Below are 17994 nucleotides of genomic sequence, written 5' to 3' on the forward strand. Positions count from 1 at the left end.
TTATCGGTTGTTTCTGGCTTGTGTTTTCAGTGATGTACGCTGTTCTAGGCGGGCCATTTGGATGGTTGGCCGTGGTTATTGTCGTCACTAGCCTTTCTCATTCTGCTTATCGTTTGTGGAACGGAACCGTTGATTAAACAAAATCATCAAAGACCTAAACCGCTGGGTTTGAGGATGCTCTGGCTCGGTGCGGCCATGATTGTTTGGCCTGTTTTGGCGGCGTTTTTTTCCGGGCTTTTGTTTGCTCAAGGCAACATTGGAATGTTCATAGCTCGTATTTCCTACCATTTGGCGTTTTTGGTGGGTACGCCCAGTATGATTCTTGGCCTCGGAACCGTGGCTTGGGCTCTTGTTCTATTGAGAAAACAGAAGCGCCATTCGCAGGCAAACGTAAAATGAGTGACGTTAACCCCACCCAAGACCATGTCGGCCTGACCGACACCTTCGCCTCGCGCCGATATTTCCGCAAATTTGAGGTGATCACAGTCCACCTCCTCCGCGTGGCCGCGACGATGGAGGCGGAGGGCGCGATCAGCAAGCAAGAGGTGCGGATCGTGTCGCGCTACCTTTCGGGATTGCTCTACACCTTCCGCGCGCTTTCCATGAAATACTTGCTGGTCGGGCGTGATACCGGGCGGTTCTTTGGCAGCCTTGCCATGGACAAGCGCGACAGCGGGTTTCCGGTGGCGGCCGAGCTGCTGACCATGGCCAATGACGCGCAGCAGGCGCAGGTGCATCTGGCGAATATGCCCTCCGAGGATGATCTGAAAACCGACATGGTGCGGACGATCATCGGCGATCAGGAAATCCCCACCAAGCTGCAATTCGCGCTATCCCAAAGGCTCTATTATGAGGAATTGCTGAAAGGTCAGCTGTTCTGGGCCCGCAATGATCCCGAATGCCACTGGATCGGGAATGAAGGCGAGCGGCGCAAGTTCATGATCCACTGGGCCGTCTATGACAGCCAGATCAACCTGCCAGTCATCTACTTGATGCAGCTTGAGGACAGCGGCAGAACGGCCCTGCCCAAGGACCAACGCCGCTGGCCCGAGGTGCAGGCGCATCTGATGGCGCAGTCCTTGGGCGGGCTGAAACTGGTGACCATCGCCAAAGGCTTCGATCAGGATTTCGACGACCTGCATCCCAAACACCTGCGTCGTATCCATGTGGGGCCGATGTATTCCTCGGCCTATACTGAGCAATCCGGCCCTCTGCGGCAGGTGCTTGAGGACGCGCAGGCGCCTCAGGGGCAGGACTGGGCGCTGGCCTGGACCACCGAAGAGTTGGAAAGCGAAGAGGTGATCGAAGAACGCGCCGGGTGGTTCTCGACCGTTGAACGCGAGGTGTTCGCTTTGGACCCGTTCGGTGGGCAGGGGGCTGAGACCGGGGCCACGAGCACGCAGCGGTCGATCATATTGCCTCAGCGCCCGTTTCAGGTGTTGGCCGAGCGCAACCCGCCGGGGTTCGCCGATGTGCGCAAATTCGTGGTCAGTAAGTCTGGGCAGGTGTTGCGCTATTAGTTTCGCCTTCGGCGAGAGTATTTTGAAAAGATGAAGCATGGGCGGATTTTGAGATGAGTTTGACGTCAGATCAGATGGAATTGCGTGAAGACGATATTCGCAAGCATTATCCGGCAGCGACCGCTTTGCTGAACGGATTTGAACATGCGCCTCGGATTGCCAAGGCGACTGAGGTGGCGGTCGAGCGGTCTCCGGGTGTGTCCACAGGGCGGCGGTTTCGGTCGACGACTCCGGGGTTGGTGACACGACGGACGGTCCGCGCGGATGGGGTGCATCTGGTCGAGCGGATCGAGGCGTCGGATGATGGTGATGCGTTGGTCTCTCCGTCGCAGGCGGTGGTGCAGCAGGCTATTCGTCGTGCTGTCTCGATCGCTTTGGCTGTGGCCGAGGCCTATGCAGAGCAGACGCCGCTGGCTGATCTGAAACGGGCCAATCTGGCCGGGGACTTGCCCGCCGCGCGCAAGACAGAGTTTTCGGAATTGCTGACGGCTGAGGCCCTGATCACGTCGCATAGTTTCGGCAATGCACTGGCCTATCTGATGTCGTCGCATCTGGGCGAGACCAGCGTTGATCTGGGTGAGATCGAAGAAGTTCTGACCGATAATGGCCAGTTGGCCCTGCATGGCGCGCTGTGGGAATTGGATCAGACGCTGGCCAAACATGCGCTTGACGACGCGCATTTGATTGCGGCCACCAGCGCATATGCGGAACACCTAATGGACAAGGCCGCCCTGCGCGCAGGGTCTGCTGGCCATCTGGCTCCGTTCCAGAATGCCGCATGGCATATTGAGGCCGATGACCTGACCATTCGAGGGTTCGAACCGGCTTCAAAGGCGAAATCCACCACCCTGACCATGACGTTCAAGAAGCCGAACGAGGTGGTCGGCAACCATATCGCCAAGTATCAGGCGATGAAGCTGGCCAAGATGGTGATGGCCTATGATTTCGATCGCCGCCTGAACCCGTTCGCCGAGCTTGGCGGGTTCATCTTTACCTTCATGGGCGATGGCAAACCGGGCACAGGCAAGACCACCCTGATCCAGATGATGGCCGGGTTGATCAACGACTATTGCCAGAACGCGGGCTATCCGTTTCGCTATCAGAACCTGAGCACCGACAATATCGACAGCTATCAGGGTAGGTCCGGCCAGAACGCCAAGGCGTTTATCAACTCGATCATTGACCCCTCGGTCATCGGGTTCGGCACCATCGATGATATCGACCAACTGGCGGGCAAGCGCGGCGACCGGCAGTCCAGCGCGGGCCAATTGGAAATCACCGCCGTACTGATGGAGAGCTTTGCGGGTGCCAACACCGTCGTGCGCGGCAACTGCACCTTCGGCATGTTCTCGAACTACCCCGAGAATGTGGACGACGCCCTGCGCCAGCGGGCGGGCGCTCGGTTCCTGGTGGACGGTCCGCAAACGCGCGAGGATTACATCGACATCTTGCACCTGCTGATGGGCCGCAACCATGACATCCCGCTGGGTGAGCACGAGGCTTATGCCGCGCAGGAGATCAAGAAAGCCGTTGCCGCCAGCTTCGAAAGCCACGCCCGCCCGCATGAGGACGCTTTGCTGCAGGTTTATGACCGGGTCTCCGGCGATATCGGTCAGATGGATACGATTGCCAAGCTGGGCACTTACCTCAAAGCGATCCAGCAGGCGGATGAGCGGTTCACTGGCCGCGCGATCAAGAACATCACCGACGCGGTCAAGGTCCGCGCGATGGATTTCGAACTGCCTGACGAATGGATGGAAAACCCCGACCTGTTCCTGTTCCGTGACTACGACACCAAGAAGGCCATGATCGAAGACCTGCGCCAGCCGATCACGGTCGAGATGGTGATACAAGAGATCAACCGCTACGCCGACAGCGAATTCCGCTATGCCGACAAGAGCGATGAGGTCGCCATCGAAAACGCAGTGCGCGAGATGGGCCGGATGGAAGAGGCCAAACGGCGGTATCTGGAGGGGAAGGGATAAATGGCTGAGATGATGGGGCGTGTCGGTTTCTTTCGTCTCGAAAATCCCATTATGTGGGCCTGCGCTGCCACGTTAAGCTTCTCCGCATTGATTGTTTGGTTTGGACTTGCCCCGACTTGCAATGGTGATTTGTTTCCATCGGGTGAATGTCCCGCAAAATGGCGTCATTTGTATGCGGCTCCGCCAAACGAAGTAGGAGATACATTAGCTGGGTTGGCTGGGGTACTTGCGTTCATATGGTTGATTGCGACTGTCTTGCTGCAATCCGTGGAGCTTGGCGAACAAAGACGAGTCTTGGCCATGCAAAAAGAAGAGATGGAAGAGCAGCGTAAAGCTACTCAAGACATGGCTAGGTCGATGGCAGCCCAAGCGCAGATTTTTGAGGACCAAAAACTAGAAAGGGATGAAAAACGCTCCAAAGATGCTCTCGTATCTTTGATTTCGTCCATTGCCACGCAAGCGCGTGAAATCAAATCTAACGAAGAAAACTGGCAATTTGGTATAGTTCCAAGTAATGATACGGATTTCGTGTTTTTTGGTAATTTGTCATTTGGACCCTTCGATGAAATTGATACGTCCAACGATGAAACCTACGTTCGAGAGATTTGTCGCGGTGTTGCCGACTTATTGAGTAAATTTGAGAACAGCAAACAAGTACTTGAGTTGCGGCCCAAAAGTGCAAGCTACTTGGAGCTTCAACGATTGTTTGAGTTAGCTCAAGAAATTGAAACGTCTTTGTCTTTCGGGGACAAGCTCTTGTTCGAAAAACTTAAACTCAAGCAGTCTAACAGCGTATTGAGCGAGTTGCTTCGTCGAGATGTTTGGGAGCCGTTATAGTGATCCGCCTCATCGAAAAAGGCCTAATGTTCGGCAACCTTGTCCACATCTCCAGCCCGGCTCTGGTCGAGCGGTATAACCGCGCGCTGCAGCATCTGGCGGGCAAAACCACGGCACTGACGGATTTCCATGTCGATATCTCGGGCTATTCGCCAGAGGTGGGGATTGAGCTGGAGGACGAGCTCTACCTCAACCCCAACGGGGTCAACCGGCAGTTCATTCTGCTGACGACCGAGCAGAAACGCGCGCCTCTGCTGAACGTCAAATTCTCGACCTCGCGCGATATCCTGCGCGAATTCATCGAGATGAACGAGGCGCAGTTGTTTGCCCTGACCGCCACCGATGCGGTGGCCGGAGAGCTGGTGAACTCGGTCATCAAACTCACCACGCCGCGTGACTTGCTGAATCTGCGCAAGATCGAGATTGAGGCTGACACCGCGGGTGGCACCCTACGCAAGGCTGAACAACTGGCGGGAATGGTCGAACAGTTCAAAACTGAAGAAGATGCCTGGTTCGACGATGTCCTGATCGCAAAGATGATTGAAACCGCCAGGGACACCGGTGATGTCACCCGCAATCCCGTCCGCCTGCGCCACACCGCGTTCGAGCAGCGCAATTTCTGGGCAGCGCATTTCGGCGGGCTCTATCTGTTTCCGGATCTGGATCATCCGGCGGTGATTTGCATGGGCGAAAAGCCTGATGACACGCCGGTCAAATACGTCTTTGACCTGTCGCAGCGCAATCAGATTGCCAAATTCCTTGGGTTGAACGGGTTGGTGGAAACGATCATCGAGGCGCGCGGCGTGGATTCCGCCGCGATCCTGCAGCAAAAAATGGATTTCCTGACCGTCGCGGCCGCCGCGGATGCCGATGTGGACCTAACCGGGCTGGACCGCAGCGATATGCGACGGCTGGCCCGCACCCATGCGGATCGGTTGCCGCAGGCTTATCACGGGCTGGCGCAACTGTTGCGCTGGGCAACGGACGGAGGGCCTTGGCCGCGCATCACTTCGGACCATCCGGCCTATTTCTATACCCTTCGCGCGGCGAATACGCCGAACCGCGATCTGGTGAACATGCTGCTGGCCGAGCTTGCGCCTCTGGATCCGCGGCAGATGTTTATCTGCCACAAAGAGCTGTTCTACAGTACCTACGCCACCTGGCCCGAGGCCAAGAAAGCCTATGTTGCCGACTTCCTCGCGCGGGAATATCAGGTGGACAAATCAGGGGCCCGCGCCGCACTGTTCGGACACGAGCCGGATATGAGCGGCGATGACCGCGCCAGCGATGATCTGATCGCCCGTGTCGGTCCCTGGGGCGCTGTTGGGAGGCACTGAATGATCGTCGCTATTCGATTTCTGATCCCGCTGCTGATCGTCCTGACCGTGATTTATGTCGGCCTGTCGATCTATTCCCGCCTGATGCGGCGGCGCAAGCTGATCGCCCATTGGGAGGCGAAGGGGCTGACCGGAGACCGTGACGCATTCGTCGCGCGCGGGCTGAAGAAATACGACAGCTCTTTCCGCCGAAAGCTGTTGCTAGGGGTTTATGTCGTGCCGCTTGGGGCGATTGCCCTGCTGATCTATATTACCAATTTCATGTGAGGGCCGGACAGATGGTCTATGTCAAATGGGCGTTTATCATAGTGTTTTGGGGGCTTGTCGCCTCGGTGCTGGAATATACCCTGCCGCAGCAGGACGTGGTGCGGATCGTCAAAACCGAGGTGCGGCGGGTCGATTTCGGCGAGAACTCGATTTTCTGGGCGCAGCAGGATACCGGCCAAGAAACGGCGCAAACCGTGAATCGTGATGTGCGTTTCGTGGAAACCTTCCGGCCCAACGGCAAACCGCGTGTCTACCGTAACGAGGATACTGGCTGGGGCTGGCCGCCATATTTCAAGCTTGACAGTTCGAACCTGCAGGCAGAGCTGACCAATCTTGTCTCGACCGCGGATAACCCGCAATGGGTTGTATTGCGCCACTATGGATGGCGTAATCAACTGATGTCGATTTTCCCCAACGTCGTGTCGGTGCGTCCGGTGGACAGCCCGGACGTTCGGATCATCCCGTGGTTCAATATCATCTTCCTGACCGTCTTCTTCGCCATCGTCTGGGCGCTTTGGGTACGGTGGCGCAGATTCCGGCAACGCCGCATCGATCCGATGATTGAAAATGTCGAGGATGGTCTCTATGCCGCTGGCGACGCGATTCAGGAGCGCGGCAGCAAGGCCCGTCGCTGGCTGGACAGCTGGAAGTCCAAATGATACGGCGCATGCCCGGCATCATCTGACGATGAATTCCGCGTGCAGGGCCCCGGCAGCCTTTATCGTTTTGAGAATGTCGATCATGTCCCGCGGAGACACCCCAAGCGCGTTCAGCCCGGCGACAACTTGGGACAAGGTGGTTGCGTCGGGGATTTCGGCCAGGCCTGTGCCCTCTTCTTCCTCGATACCCGCGATGGTTCGCGGGACCACAACTGTTTCGCCCCGTGCAAAGGGGTTGGGCTGAACTGCGATGGGGGCCTCTTCGACCGTCAGGGTCAGGTTTCCCTGAGATACCGCCACGCGCGAAATCCGGACGTCCTGCCCCATGACGATGGTGCCGGACCGCTGATCGACCACGACCCGCGCCCGGGTTTCGGGCTCGACTAGGATGTTTTCGATCCGGCCAAGGGCATGGGCAGTCGAAACCGCCTGCGTGGCGGCGATGTTCAACTCAACCGTGCCAGAATCGCGCATGATTGCGACGGCGCGGTTGAATTCGGTGTTGATCGCCGCCTCGATCCGGCCCGCTGTGGTGAAATCGGGTTCGCGCAGGGCCAGCCGCAGCTGCGCCAGGCTGGAGAGATCGAAGTCAATCTCGCGTTCGACCCGCGCGCCCGAGGGGATGACGCCCGAGGTCGGAACGCCGCGCACAACCGATGCGGCCTCACCCTCTGCGACTGCGCCCCCGGCCAGAACGGTACCCTGCGCCACCGCGTAAATCTGACCATCGGCGGCGTTCAGCGGTGTCATGATCAGTGTGCCACCCAGCAGGCTTTTGGAGTCGCCAATGGCTGACACGGTGATGTCGATCTGGCCACCAACGCGGGCAAAGGGCGGCAGGCTGGCCGTCACCAGCACGGCGGCCACGTTCTTGGGGCGAAAATCCTCGCCGGTCACGTTGACGCCAAGGCGTTCGAGGATATTCGACATGATCTCTTCGGTGAATGGAGAGTTACGCAACCCGTCGCCGGTTCCGTTCAGCCCGACCACAAGCCCGTACCCAATAAGGTCATTGCCGCGCACACCATCGAAATCGACCAGATCTTTCAGCCGGATCGCCCCGGCGGTGGCGAGGCTGGGCAGCAATATCAGTAGGACAGCAAGGATTTTCATCTCAGGAAATTCACCAGGGACAGGTTGGCGTTGCGGACAGTCACGGAATAGAGGCTTTCCAGTTGAAACTGCACAGTCTGCAACTGCGCTGCGGTTTCATACGGGTCAGCGGCGATCAGAGCATTGCGTGCGTGCTCGGCACTGGTTTGCGCCGCCGCATTGCGCGTTGCGGCCTGCTCGACACGGGCTTCGGCCGCACCCACCTGCGCGCGCAATTTGACGGTTTCGTCCTTGGCATTTGCCAGATCGACACCAAGATCCTTGAACAGCGCCGTGCGCTGATCCTGCGGCAGCCCGAGCGCGGCGTCGGACACCAGTGCGGCCACCGCCACGTCGCGCAGCGAGGCCTTGAAGGCCGGATCGGTTGCGGTGATCGGCAGCGATATCCGCTCATTTTCCGAGATTTGCATCGGCGACAGCGGCGTGCCGGAGCCCTGATACATCACGGCGTCATATCCGGTGGGGTCGTTGAACCAATCCTCGGCCGCCTGTCGGATATCGGTGACTGTGATCAGCCCGGTCAGCTCGGTCTGCAGTGCGCTCAGCAGCGCCCCGGCCGAGGGCAGGGGTGAAACATCTGTCGCCGTGCCCGAATACAGACTGCGCCCGCCGGTCCGCGTGTTGAGCGCCGAAACCATCGTGTCCAGCTCATTCCGAGCCTGTACCGAGGCTTGTTCATGCGTCACCGCCTGATTTGAGGTGCCAAAGGACAGCAGCGCCGCCGACAGCTCGCTGACCGAGTCGCTGAATGTGGTCATACTCAGCTGCATGGCGTCTGTGAACAGGCGCGCTTCGGCTGTGGCGACACCAAAGGCGTCCAGCCGCTCCAGGTTGCGATCCAGATCCAGCAAGTGCGAATAGTCCCCGCCCAGACGGGCAGAAACATCCCGTACCTTGCCGGTCGACATCTCATAAGACAGCGTCTCGATCTGGGTCTTGATCTGGGTGCTGCGGGCGCGCAGCGTCAACCCGCGGGCCAGATCGCCAATTGAATTCAGTGTCATGACCAGAGCCTCAGCAATGTGTCCATCAGTTCATCAACCACCGCGACGATCCGGGCATTCGCGGCATAGGACTGTTCGATCTGCATCATCCGTTGCAGTTCCACGTCGCTGTCGACACCTTGTTCGGCCACGATCTTTTGCATCTCAAGCTGCGCATTGGCGGCGAAGGTCTTGCGGGTGTCCGAAACATGAGCGTCGGTGCCCGCCTTGGACAACAGCGCCTCAGCGATCTCTGCGGCGCGCATGTTGCCAGTGCCGAAACCTGCGCCGGTGATCGGGCGGGCATCGGCCAGAATGGCGCTGAACGCCTGCAACTGGCTGGCATCGCCCGGGTTGCCCGGCACCGCCGCACCCAGACCGGCGCGCAGTTTCCAGCTGTCGCCGCCCGCGTCAGGGTCGACCGCCGCATTCAAACTAATGCGCGAGGCCAGCCCGATCTGCATCGCCGGATCGAAGCGGCTGCCGTCATCGGTGAACAGGCCCGGGTCGGTTGCGGTGACGGTGGGGTCCAGACCGGCCGTTTCGAACCGTTCGATCAGGTCGCGGGCAACCGCATCCAGATCGGCCTGAGCGTCGACCGCCAGCGTATCGCGGATTTCGAACTGCGCCATCAGCGCGCCGCCACGGATTTGGGCATAATCGCCACTGATGCGAACCGGGTTGCCGTTGACCTCAAGCCCCGAGAGCAGCCCGTTGTCCACGGTCATGTGTGGCTTGGTCTCGCCTGTTGTCGCAAAGCCGAACTCGACCGCGGTGCCTTCCAGCAGGATCAGGCCCCCATCAGCGTAGAGCGATACCTGATCGTTGTCCCGGGCAATCACGTTGACGGGCACCAGTTCGTTGACCTGATCAATTAACACCTGCCTCTGGTCCAGCAGTGCACCGATGTCGCCGCCCGAGTTTCGAATGGCGGGGATGCGGGCGTTCAACGCCTCGATATCCTGCAGCGCGGTGTTCAGCGCGGTGACCTGCTTGCCGATGGTGCGGTCCGCGTCCGAGCGGGTTTGCCGTACCCCCTCGGACGCCGCATTAAGGGCCGCGGTCAGATCACGCCCGGCGCGGGCGACCTGATCCAGACGCTCGGCGGATTCGGGCAGGCTTGCGGCGGTGATCAGGCGGCTTTCGAATGTCGCCAGCCGCGCGGATAGCGAGGTCGCATCGTCCGTGGTGCCCACAAGGTTTTCGAACGTGGCGTGAAATTGTGCAATCGCGCTGGTCGCCGCTAGATCAGAGGTGGTGGCGCGCAGGTTGGCGGCCAGCACCGGATCCTGATGCCGGGTGATCCCGACGACCCGCACGCCATTGCCCGAGACCGGGCTGGTGGTCAGCTCCAGTGACCGGCGGGCATAACCGGGCGTCAGCGCATTTGCGATGTTGCCGGATACGACCGCGGCCCCGCGGCTGGCTGCGTTCAGCCCGCTGAGCGCGTTGTTTAAAGCCGTCGACATATTCATCGGACAGTTCCTTTCCGCCGGTCAAACCCCGGATCAGCGTTTGATATTGGTGGTTTCCTGCAGCATCTCGTCCACGGTCTGAATGACCTTGGCGCTAGATGAATAGGCACGCTGCGTCTGGATCATCGAGGTCAGCTCAGTCGCCACATCGGTGGTCGATTCTTCGCGCGCGAAAGATACGAGGTCGCCGGTCGGCCCCTCGCCTGCGTTCCACAGAAAGAACGTGCCGCTGTCGCGAGACGGCGCGTAAGTCTGGCTGTCCAGCGCCGTCAAACCGTTGGGGTTGGGCACATCGGCCAGCGGAATCTGGAACATGCGACGGCTGACGCCGGTGTCATAGAACGCATAGACATAGCCGTTCTCGTCAACTTCGACGCTGGTCATCGTGCCCACGGCCGAGCCGTCGCGGGTGATCGAAACCGGCGCAAACGTGTCAGAGAGCTGCGTGATCCCGTCCGAATCGCCGATCTGGCCGATATTGATCTCCATCGGGCCACCGGCGACGTTGACGATAAAACTGCCGGTCGCCGGATCGTAAGCACCGCCCGATATGGCTGTGACGCTGGCCAACGTGCCCCCGGCGCTACGGCTGTCGGTGAAGGTCAGGGTGTATTCCCCGACCACGGCCCCGCCCGAGGCGGAATCGCGCAGCCGCAAGGTCCATTCATTGCTGGACCCGGTTGCCGGCACGGTGGGAACCAGTTCGATGTCGACGCTTTCGGATTTGCCCAGATTGTCGAAATATTCGACAGACAAAGGCTGTGTATCGCCCGGCGCGCCCGCGTCCGTGGCGGTTGCGGGCAGGTTCATACGCAAGTTCATCTGCGTGGTTGGCGCACCTGACAGTTGATTGACGCTTAGCTGAACAGGTTCCAGCGCTGCGGGCGTGTCGCGCGGGACGCTGGGGATCGAGCCATCAGCTGCCGCGCGCCAGCCCAGCAGCACAAGGCCGGATTGCGTGACCAGATACCCTTCTTCATTGGTGCGAAAAGAGCCGGTGGTGGTCAGCAACATCTCATTCGAGCCCGCCGCGATCTGCGAACTGGGCCGTACCGGTAGCATCCCGCGCCCGCGCACGGCCAGATCGGTTGAGTTGTTGGTTGTCACCAGCGATCCGCGCTGGTCGATGAGGCGCTGACTGGTCGTTCGAACACCGCCCGCCGAATAGCTTCCGCCCTGGCCGGACGTGACCATCGAATGAAAATCGGTCTCGACCCGTTTGTAGCCAAAGGTCGACGAGTTGGCGATGTTGTCGGAAATCGTCGCCAGCCTGTTGGCGTTGGCTTTCAGCGCCGCCACACCGGCATTCAGCGAAGAGGAAATGGTCATCAGCACGCCCTTCTGTTGCGTCAGTCGTTGAAGCAACAGCTAACGCGCTGCCCCTTAACAGCGCGCTAACAGCTAAAATGCCGTCTATCCTTTTGCCGTCACGGATTGCGCAGGAACACGATTTCGATGCGGTTGTTGCGCACCGCCATCGGGTTCCCGGTGGCCAATTCCCGGTCGGCATGCCCAGTCACGCGGTCCATCCGAGCCGCCGCCACGCCCTTGCCCTGCAGCAGTTGACGCGCCACCTGCGCCCGCGAGGTGGACAGGTCCCAGACCGGGTTTTTCACCAGCACCACCGGGGACGACCGGACATGCCCGTTCACCGCAACAGCATTCGTCACCAGATCAGAGGACCGGGCCACCAGCAGCGCCAGTGCCCGCATCATCTGCGTCGGAGTATCAGTGCCCGATTCGAACAACGCCTGATCTTCGGTATCAAACAGCTCGACCACGAGCCCTTCATCGGTGACGCGGGTGACGATGTGCTCAAGCATCTTGTCCGAGACCATGCTCTCGCCCGTGCGACCCAGCAGTTGCGCCTCGAGCGACGAGAAATCCTCGGACGTGCCATTGTCGCCGCCCCGTGCGTCGACACCGCTTGAGCCGCGCGCCTGATGGGCCTCGGTCGGGTTGCGGCGGGTCGCGCCCGAGCCGTTCATCACGAGCGTCTTCTCCGAGAACATATTGTCGCCGCCAAAAGCCCCGTCCCCGCCCCCCGATACCGGGTTGACGGGAATCGTCGGCGAAAAGTAATCCGCCAGCCCCTTGCGTTGCTTTTCCGTCGTTGCGTTCAGCAGCCACATCAACATGAAGAAGGCCATCATGGCTGTGACAAAGTCAGCATATGCGACTTTCCACGCGCCGCCATGGTGGCCATCGCCCCCCGACACACGCTTCTTCTTGATGATGATTGGCGCCGCATTGGATTGCGCACCCATCTCCACCACCTTTTTCTCACCCATCCAAAGGCGTAGCAGCGCAGGTCTTAAAGGGGGCTTAACACTTAAAACTGTCGTGAAATCGAGCGGCGATCATCGGGGCAGGCCAGCATTGGCGCGGCGCAGGATCACGGCCAGGCGGTTGAAGCTGTTCGCGATCCCGTCCGGGTCGGTCCTGCCGAAAAAGTCATCCAGTTCTTCATGCACGCGCACCGCCTGATCCAGCAACGGATCGGCCCCCTCGGCATAGAGCCCGGCCTTGATCATCACTTCGGATTGCTCGTAGCTGCCGACCAGCTTGCGGGTCTGTGCGATCATGCGGTTTTCGTCCTCGGACGCGGCATCCGGCAGGCTGCGCGACACCGAGCGGCTGAGGTCGATGGCCGGGAAACGCCCCCGCTCGGCAATGTTGCGGCTCAGGACGATATGCCCGTCCAGAACACCGCGCAGAATGTCCGCCACCGGCTCATCCATGTCCGAACCCGCAACCAGCACGCTGAACACCGCGGTGATATCGCCCTGCTCGGCAGTGCCGGGGCCGGCGCGTTCGCAAAGGGCGGCAATCAGGGGCGTGACCGATGGCGGAAACCCCCGCAACGAGGGCGCTTCGCCCATGGCTACGGCAATCTCACGATGCGCCTCGGCGAAGCGGGTGACGGAATCGGCCAGAAACAGGACGTTCAGGCCTTGATCGCGCAGATACTCGGCCACGGCCATCGCCGACCATGCGCAGCGTCGCCGAGCCAGTGCCGACTGGTCCGAGGTCGCGGCCACGACCACCGCGCGCTGCATGCCTTCGGCCCCCAGAGCGGATTCGACAAATTCATTCACCTCGCGCCCACGCTCACCGACAAGGGCGACCACCACCGCGTCGGCCTGCATCGACCGCGCCAACGTGGCCAGCAACGTGGATTTGCCCACACCCGATCCCGCAAACAGCCCCATGCGCTGACCCTGCACAATCGGCAGCATGGTGTTGAGGATCGCCAGCCCGGCCTCCATCCGCGCGCCCAGCGGTTTGCGGTCCACCGCGGGCGGTGGTGTCTGCATGATGTCGCGTCCCTGCGCCCCTGCCAGCAGCGGCTTGCCATCCAGAGGTCTGCCGAACGGGTCCACCACACGCCCCAGCCAATGCATCCCGGGCGCAAAGGCGAGGGTCTGGTCCAGCACCACCGGATCTCCCAGGCTGACCCCATCGGGCGCGGCGCCGGGCAGCATGTGGATCAGGTCCGATTCGACATGCAGCACTTCGCCTGGCAAATCCGGGCCGCTGCGCCGCCGTAAGGTCAGGTGGTCGCCGATTCGCGCCTGTCCGGCCAACCCTTCGATCTCGACCACACCACGCGCCACGCTGGCCACACGCCCCATATGGCGCACGGCGGTCAGTCGGTCGATTTCGCATTTCACAAGCACCGGGTCGAGATCGGACATAACGGGAACTCCAACAGTTTCTGAAAACGCTTTCTAAAGGAATCGGGGTTAAGCCTTGATTGAAATTGATCGAGGGAGAAGCCCCGATGTTCACTGACCTGAACGTCTTTAAGACAGCGTACGCAATGGCAACCCATGCCGGGCAACGGCAGGCCGTCATCGCGCGCAACATGGCCAACGCGGACACGCCAGGCTATCAGCCCCGCGACCTTGAGGCCTTCAAGACAGCGTTTGAAAACACGGGGCATGCCGCCTCGATGACTGCCACTCGGGCCGGTCATCTGAATGGCGTAGCGGTCGCGCAGCCCTGGGCCGAGTATGAGGCCACGCCGGCAGGCGACCCGAACGGCAATGGTGTTTCCATAGAAGAAGAGATGTTGAAAGCCGTCGATGTAAAGCGCCAGCATGACCGCGCGCTGGCGATCTACAAATCGTCCATCGGCATCCTGCGCACTTCTCTGGGCCGGGCGTAAGGGGGCAATGGCATGAGCGATTTTTCCCATTCGCTGACGGCCTCGGCCAGTGCCTTGCGGGCGCAGGCGGTGCGGTTGCGGCATGTGTCCGAGAATATCTCGAACGCGGATACGCCCGGATATCGTCGCAAGACGGTACCGTTTGAAACGGTCGAAAAGGGCGGCGCGGAAACCGTGCAGGCGGGCCGCGTCAGGCTCGACCGCCGCGACCTGAGCCGGATTTATGACCCCAGCCATCCGATGGCGGATGAGACTGGCCATTACCACGGATCGAATGTCGATCTGATGATCGAGATCGCCGACGCCCGCGAGGCGCAGCGCAGCTACGAGGCCAACCTCAAGATGTTCGACCAGACCCGGCAGATGTCGTCGGGCCTGATGGATTTACTTCGCAAATAAAGGACAGCCAGAATGGATATCCGATCTCTTACCGCGGCGCAGAGCTATGCCGGCGCGCGCCCCGCCACGCAGGCCGACCCCGATCATGCTGGACGGGCGCAGGGGCTGCGGGCAACCTTTCAGGATTTTGCCGCAACGCTGAAACACAGCGAGCAGGTGGCGCAATCGTCGATGGTGGGGCAGGCCGATCCGCACGCGCTAGTGCAGGCGCTGGCGCAGACCGAACTGGCGGTCGAGACCGCCGTGATCGTCCGCAACAAAGTGGTCGAGGCCTATCAGGAAATCCTGCGGATGCCGGTCTGAGCCGTGCTGAGCGAAGGTCTGTTCTATGACATCGTCCGTCAGGCGCTGTGGGTCGCGGTGATCACCTCGGTTCCGATTCTGGCGGTGGCGCTGATCTCGGGTCTGGCGGTTGGTCTGTTTCAGGCGCTGACCTCGGTGCAGGAGATGACGCTGACCTTTGTACCCAAGCTGATCGCCATCGTCATCGTGTTCTGGATTTCGATGGGGTTCATGACCCAGACCCTTGTCACATTCTTCACCGGGACACTGATCCCCCTGATTGCTGGAGGTCGCTGATGGACACCGCCTATACCACCCTGTCCCGCCAGTCCGGGCTGATGAACGAAATGCGGCTGGTGGCGAACAACATCGCCAATGCCAACACCACCGGATACCGCCAGCAGGGGCTGGTGTTTTCTGAGTTCATCCGCGACATGCCCCACGCGCCCTCACTGTCGATGAGCCGCGCTCAGGTGCGCAACACGTCGCTGCAGCAAGGTGTGCTGACCGAAACCGGCGGCCAGTTCGATTTCGCCATCGAGGGCGACGGGTTCTTCATGATCGAAACACCCGGCGGCAATCGACTGACCCGTGCAGGCAGTTTCGCCCCCAGCGCCGAGGGCGACCTGGTGACGATGGACGGGCATCGGGTGCTGGACAGCAACGGCGCCCCTGTTTTCATTCCGCCCGATGCAGCCAGCATTGATGTTGGCAGCGATGGTACGCTCAGCGTGAACGGCCAGCTTCTGGGCCAGATCGGTGTCTACCGGGCGGCTGAGCCAAAGGATCTGGTGCGGGAAGGCAGCACGCAATTCCGCACCGATGCTGATATTGAACCGGTGGATGAACCGGTCGTTCTGCACCGCTTTCTCGAAGGATCGAACGTCAACGCCATCGAACAGGTGACACGACTGGTTGAAATTCAGCGTGCCTATGAACTGGGCCAGAGCTTTCTGGATGCCGAGGATCAACGGGTGCGTGGCGCCCTCAAGGCGCTGATGCGCTGAATTGTTTAAGGAGACTGTACCATGCGGGCTTTGAAAATCGCCGCCACGGGCATGACCGCCCAGCAGATGCGGGTCGAGACGATCTCGAACAACCTGGCGAATATGAACACCACCGGCTACAACGCGCGGCGGGCCGAATTTGCCGATCTGCATTATCAACAGATGGCGCGGGCGGGGGCGGTGAACGCCTCGGATGGCACTGTGCTGCCAACCGGCATTCAGCTGGGTCTTGGCGTGCGGCCCTCGGCGGTGACGGTGCAACTGGAACAGGGCGGGCTGTCGGCCACCGGCAGCGATCTGGACGTGGCTATCGAAGGGCGCGGTTATCTTGAGGTCACCTTGCCCAACGGCCAGTCGGCCTTTACCCGTGATGGCAGTTTGAAACGGTCAGCCGAGGGGTTGATCGTCACTTCTGACGGGTTTGCCGTCGCCCCCGAGATCACCATTCCCGACGATGCCAGATCGATCTCGATCAACGCCGCGGGCGAGGTTTACGCCTATTTCGACGATACTGCCGAGGGGCAGTTGTTGGGTGAATTCACGCTGGCCAGTTTCTCGAATGCCAAGGGGCTTGAGGCCGTGGGCAGCAACTTGTTCAAAGAAACCGAAGCCTCGGGCGCGCCGGTGGTCGGAACGCCGGGTGAGGATGGGCTGGGGACCTTGCGGCAGGGCTATCTCGAGGACAGCTCGGTCGATGCGGTTCGCGAGGTGACGGAACTTATCGAAGCGCAGCGCGGCTATGAGATGAACGCCAAGGTCATCTCGGCCGTCGATCAGATGATGGGCGCAACGACGCAGGTGCGCTGATGCGGGTTCTGATCTGCCTTCTTACGCTGATACCCGCTGCAATACGGGCCGAGATTGTGGTGCCAACCCGGACGATCCGTGCAAAGGAAATTATCGCCGCTGCGGACCTTCAGGTCAAAGCTACCGATGTGGCGGGGGCCGTCTGGCAGCTCTCGGACCTGATTGGGCAAGAGGCGCGCGTTGCGCTGTACCCGGGGCGGCCGATCCGTCCGTCGGATATCGGCCCGCCCGCGATTGTCGATCGCAATGATCTGGTGACGCTGGTCTTTGATCGTACCGCGCTGTCGATCACCGCCGAGGGCCGCGCGCTGGGGCGCGGGGCTGCGGGAGAGCGCATCCGGGTGATGAACCTGTCGTCGCGCACAACGGTAACGGGCGTGATCCGCCCCGATGGTCAAATCGAGGTCAAGTAATGTCAAATTTAACGAAATGCCTGCTCTTTGCCATTCTGAGCGTTGCCGCTTGCGGTCGGCTGGATCATCTTGGCAAACCGCCCAGCCTGACACCCAATACGGAATCGCCTGAGCATGTTGCGATGCTGTGGCCCGGCCTGCCTTTGCACAGCCAACCCCAACGCACTGTGGACCGTGCTTCCTTGTGGAGCGGCGGGCAGCAGTCCCTGCTTGGGGATCAGCGGGCGATGAAGAAAGGTGATATTCTGACGGTGGTGATCGAGCTGGACGAAAAGGCCGAGATATCCAACGACACCAATCGATCCCGCGCCGGGTCAGAAAGCCTTGCTGTGCCCAGCCTGTTCGGCCTACCGCAACGCGCGGCCGAGCGGTTGCCGGACGGGGCGCCGCTCGAGGAAGCAGTCTCGATCGACTCGGCCTCTGTCAGTAAGGGCAAAGGGTCGGTCAAACGCAAAGAAAAGCTGACCCTGCGCGTGGCGGCGACGGTTGTCGACGTGCTGCCCAACGGGGTGCTGTCGATCACCGGTTCGCAAGAACTGCGCGTGAATTTCGAACTGCGTGAACTGCTGGTTGCCGGTTATGTCCGGCCTCAGGACATCTCGCGCCAGAACGAAATCACTTATGACAAGATCGCGTCGGCGCGGGTGTCATATGGTGGGCGCGGTCAGATCACGGATGTTCAGCAGCCGCGATATGGGCAGCAGGTTCTTGATACGGTTCTGCCGTTCTGAAGGGAGGG

Annotated in this window: 21 protein-coding genes; 15 read left to right on the forward strand and 6 right to left on the reverse strand. The window is 60.5% G+C overall.

Features of this window, described 5'->3' with window-relative positions; all coding sequences use genetic code 11:
• Positions 1-57: 57 nt before the first annotated feature.
• Genes ACR0J1_RS10435 through ACR0J1_RS10465 form a run of 7 tightly spaced genes read left to right on the forward strand, consistent with a single transcriptional unit; the run spans position 58 to position 6605 of the window.
• A complete protein-coding gene (locus ACR0J1_RS10435) occupies positions 58-399 on the forward strand; it encodes a hypothetical protein (protein ID WP_480732774.1) in 342 nt (113 codons plus the stop codon).
• Positions 396-1520, forward strand: a complete 1125-nt coding sequence (locus ACR0J1_RS10440) for a hypothetical protein (protein ID WP_480732775.1) — start codon at positions 396-398, stop codon at positions 1518-1520. Before ACR0J1_RS10435 ends, ACR0J1_RS10440 begins: the two co-directional genes overlap by 4 nt.
• Positions 1521-1573: 53 nt before the next feature.
• On the forward strand, positions 1574-3505 hold the full coding sequence (locus ACR0J1_RS10445) for an AAA family ATPase (RefSeq protein WP_480732776.1): 1932 nt from the start codon (positions 1574-1576) through the stop codon (positions 3503-3505).
• The gene (locus tag ACR0J1_RS10450; RefSeq protein ID WP_480732777.1) at positions 3506-4342 is read left to right on the forward strand and encodes a hypothetical protein; all 837 of its coding nucleotides are present in this window, start codon (positions 3506-3508) and stop codon (positions 4340-4342) included. It begins immediately after the preceding gene.
• Positions 4342-5679, forward strand: coding sequence for a DUF6638 family protein (locus ACR0J1_RS10455; protein WP_480732778.1), 1338 nt, complete (start codon positions 4342-4344; stop codon positions 5677-5679). Before ACR0J1_RS10450 ends, ACR0J1_RS10455 begins: the two co-directional genes overlap by 1 nt.
• The gene (locus ACR0J1_RS10460) at positions 5680-5946 is read left to right on the forward strand and encodes a hypothetical protein (RefSeq protein ID WP_480732779.1); all 267 of its coding nucleotides are present in this window, start codon (positions 5680-5682) and stop codon (positions 5944-5946) included.
• Positions 5947-5957: 11 nt separating this feature from the next.
• Entirely contained in the window at positions 5958-6605 is a 648-nt protein-coding gene (locus ACR0J1_RS10465; RefSeq protein ID WP_480732780.1) for a DUF1523 family protein, read from the forward strand.
• An 18-nt stretch (positions 6606-6623) separates the two neighbouring features.
• On the opposite strand, the gene ACR0J1_RS10470 is transcribed toward ACR0J1_RS10465, so the two are convergent.
• From ACR0J1_RS10470 to ACR0J1_RS10495, 6 genes are all read right to left on the reverse strand, one after another.
• Positions 6624-7718, reverse strand: coding sequence for a flagellar basal body P-ring protein FlgI (locus ACR0J1_RS10470; RefSeq protein WP_480732781.1), 1095 nt, complete (start codon positions 7716-7718; stop codon positions 6624-6626).
• Positions 7715-8722: a flagellin gene (locus ACR0J1_RS10475; protein WP_480732782.1), complete on the reverse strand. Its 1008-nt coding sequence runs from the start codon at positions 8720-8722 to the stop codon at positions 7715-7717. Before ACR0J1_RS10475 ends, ACR0J1_RS10470 begins: the two co-directional genes overlap by 4 nt.
• The gene (gene flgK, locus ACR0J1_RS10480) at positions 8719-10176 is read right to left on the reverse strand and encodes a flagellar hook-associated protein FlgK (protein WP_480732783.1); all 1458 of its coding nucleotides are present in this window, start codon (positions 10174-10176) and stop codon (positions 8719-8721) included. Before flgK ends, ACR0J1_RS10475 begins: the two co-directional genes overlap by 4 nt.
• A gap of 33 nt (positions 10177-10209) precedes the next feature.
• On the reverse strand, positions 10210-11505 hold the full coding sequence (locus ACR0J1_RS10485) for a flagellar hook protein FlgE (RefSeq protein ID WP_480732784.1): 1296 nt from the start codon (positions 11503-11505) through the stop codon (positions 10210-10212).
• Positions 11506-11603: 98 nt separating this feature from the next.
• The gene (locus ACR0J1_RS10490; protein ID WP_480732785.1) at positions 11604-12443 is read right to left on the reverse strand and encodes a flagellar motor protein MotB; all 840 of its coding nucleotides are present in this window, start codon (positions 12441-12443) and stop codon (positions 11604-11606) included.
• 93 nt (positions 12444-12536) lie between these two features.
• On the reverse strand, positions 12537-13874 hold the full coding sequence (locus ACR0J1_RS10495) for a FliI/YscN family ATPase (protein WP_480732786.1): 1338 nt from the start codon (positions 13872-13874) through the stop codon (positions 12537-12539).
• 86 nt (positions 13875-13960) lie between these two features.
• On the opposite strand from ACR0J1_RS10495, the gene ACR0J1_RS10500 reads away from it, so the two are divergent.
• Genes ACR0J1_RS10500 through flgH form a run of 8 tightly spaced genes read left to right on the forward strand, consistent with a single transcriptional unit; the run spans position 13961 to position 17986 of the window.
• Positions 13961-14347: a FlgB family protein gene (locus tag ACR0J1_RS10500; RefSeq protein ID WP_480531578.1), complete on the forward strand. Its 387-nt coding sequence runs from the start codon at positions 13961-13963 to the stop codon at positions 14345-14347.
• A 12-nt stretch (positions 14348-14359) separates the two neighbouring features.
• Entirely contained in the window at positions 14360-14746 is a 387-nt protein-coding gene (gene flgC, locus ACR0J1_RS10505) for a flagellar basal body rod protein FlgC (protein WP_480732787.1), read from the forward strand.
• A gap of 12 nt (positions 14747-14758) precedes the next feature.
• Positions 14759-15049: a flagellar hook-basal body complex protein FliE gene (gene fliE / locus ACR0J1_RS10510; RefSeq protein WP_480732788.1), complete on the forward strand. Its 291-nt coding sequence runs from the start codon at positions 14759-14761 to the stop codon at positions 15047-15049.
• A 3-nt stretch (positions 15050-15052) separates the two neighbouring features.
• Positions 15053-15325, forward strand: coding sequence for a flagellar biosynthetic protein FliQ (locus ACR0J1_RS10515; RefSeq protein ID WP_170675403.1), 273 nt, complete (start codon positions 15053-15055; stop codon positions 15323-15325).
• Positions 15325-16035, forward strand: coding sequence for a flagellar hook-basal body complex protein (locus ACR0J1_RS10520; protein WP_480732789.1), 711 nt, complete (start codon positions 15325-15327; stop codon positions 16033-16035). The genes ACR0J1_RS10515 and ACR0J1_RS10520 overlap by 1 nt, the downstream gene beginning before the upstream one ends.
• A 21-nt stretch (positions 16036-16056) precedes the next feature.
• The gene (gene flgG, locus ACR0J1_RS10525; protein ID WP_480531586.1) at positions 16057-16842 is read left to right on the forward strand and encodes a flagellar basal-body rod protein FlgG; all 786 of its coding nucleotides are present in this window, start codon (positions 16057-16059) and stop codon (positions 16840-16842) included.
• Positions 16842-17255: a flagellar basal body P-ring formation chaperone FlgA gene (flgA, locus tag ACR0J1_RS10530; protein WP_480732790.1), complete on the forward strand. Its 414-nt coding sequence runs from the start codon at positions 16842-16844 to the stop codon at positions 17253-17255. Before flgG ends, flgA begins: the two co-directional genes overlap by 1 nt.
• Positions 17255-17986, forward strand: coding sequence for a flagellar basal body L-ring protein FlgH (gene flgH / locus ACR0J1_RS10535; RefSeq protein WP_480732791.1), 732 nt, complete (start codon positions 17255-17257; stop codon positions 17984-17986). The genes flgA and flgH overlap by 1 nt, the downstream gene beginning before the upstream one ends.
• Positions 17987-17994 lie beyond the last annotated feature (8 nt).

The sequence above is a fragment of the Ruegeria sp. CJ3 genome (genome assembly GCF_056536725.1).

What these genes read in the sequence shown, in the direction of transcription:
- flgK (WP_480732783.1), bottom strand. Translation starts at nt 10,176, where the DNA reads ATGAATATGTCGACGGCTTTAAACAACGCGCTCAGCGGGCTGAACGCA.
- flgH (WP_480732791.1), top strand. Translation starts at nt 17,255, where the DNA reads ATGTCAAATTTAACGAAATGCCTGCTCTTTGCCATTCTGAGCGTTGCC.
- ACR0J1_RS10490 (WP_480732785.1), bottom strand. Translation starts at nt 12,443, where the DNA reads ATGGGTGCGCAATCCAATGCGGCGCCAATCATCATCAAGAAGAAGCGT.
- flgG (WP_480531586.1), top strand. Translation starts at nt 16,057, where the DNA reads ATGCGGGCTTTGAAAATCGCCGCCACGGGCATGACCGCCCAGCAGATG.
- ACR0J1_RS10495 (WP_480732786.1), bottom strand. Translation starts at nt 13,874, where the DNA reads ATGTCCGATCTCGACCCGGTGCTTGTGAAATGCGAAATCGACCGACTG.
- ACR0J1_RS10475 (WP_480732782.1), bottom strand. Translation starts at nt 8,722, where the DNA reads ATGACACTGAATTCAATTGGCGATCTGGCCCGCGGGTTGACGCTGCGC.
- ACR0J1_RS10500 (WP_480531578.1), top strand. Translation starts at nt 13,961, where the DNA reads ATGTTCACTGACCTGAACGTCTTTAAGACAGCGTACGCAATGGCAACC.
- ACR0J1_RS10440 (WP_480732775.1), top strand. Translation starts at nt 396, where the DNA reads ATGAGTGACGTTAACCCCACCCAAGACCATGTCGGCCTGACCGACACC.
- fliE (WP_480732788.1), top strand. Translation starts at nt 14,759, where the DNA reads ATGGATATCCGATCTCTTACCGCGGCGCAGAGCTATGCCGGCGCGCGC.
- ACR0J1_RS10445 (WP_480732776.1), top strand. Translation starts at nt 1,574, where the DNA reads ATGAGTTTGACGTCAGATCAGATGGAATTGCGTGAAGACGATATTCGC.
- ACR0J1_RS10485 (WP_480732784.1), bottom strand. Translation starts at nt 11,505, where the DNA reads ATGACCATTTCCTCTTCGCTGAATGCCGGTGTGGCGGCGCTGAAAGCC.
- ACR0J1_RS10460 (WP_480732779.1), top strand. Translation starts at nt 5,680, where the DNA reads ATGATCGTCGCTATTCGATTTCTGATCCCGCTGCTGATCGTCCTGACC.
- ACR0J1_RS10470 (WP_480732781.1), bottom strand. Translation starts at nt 7,718, where the DNA reads ATGAAAATCCTTGCTGTCCTACTGATATTGCTGCCCAGCCTCGCCACC.
- ACR0J1_RS10450 (WP_480732777.1), top strand. Translation starts at nt 3,506, where the DNA reads ATGGCTGAGATGATGGGGCGTGTCGGTTTCTTTCGTCTCGAAAATCCC.
- ACR0J1_RS10520 (WP_480732789.1), top strand. Translation starts at nt 15,325, where the DNA reads ATGGACACCGCCTATACCACCCTGTCCCGCCAGTCCGGGCTGATGAAC.
- ACR0J1_RS10465 (WP_480732780.1), top strand. Translation starts at nt 5,958, where the DNA reads ATGGTCTATGTCAAATGGGCGTTTATCATAGTGTTTTGGGGGCTTGTC.
- flgC (WP_480732787.1), top strand. Translation starts at nt 14,360, where the DNA reads ATGAGCGATTTTTCCCATTCGCTGACGGCCTCGGCCAGTGCCTTGCGG.
- flgA (WP_480732790.1), top strand. Translation starts at nt 16,842, where the DNA reads ATGCGGGTTCTGATCTGCCTTCTTACGCTGATACCCGCTGCAATACGG.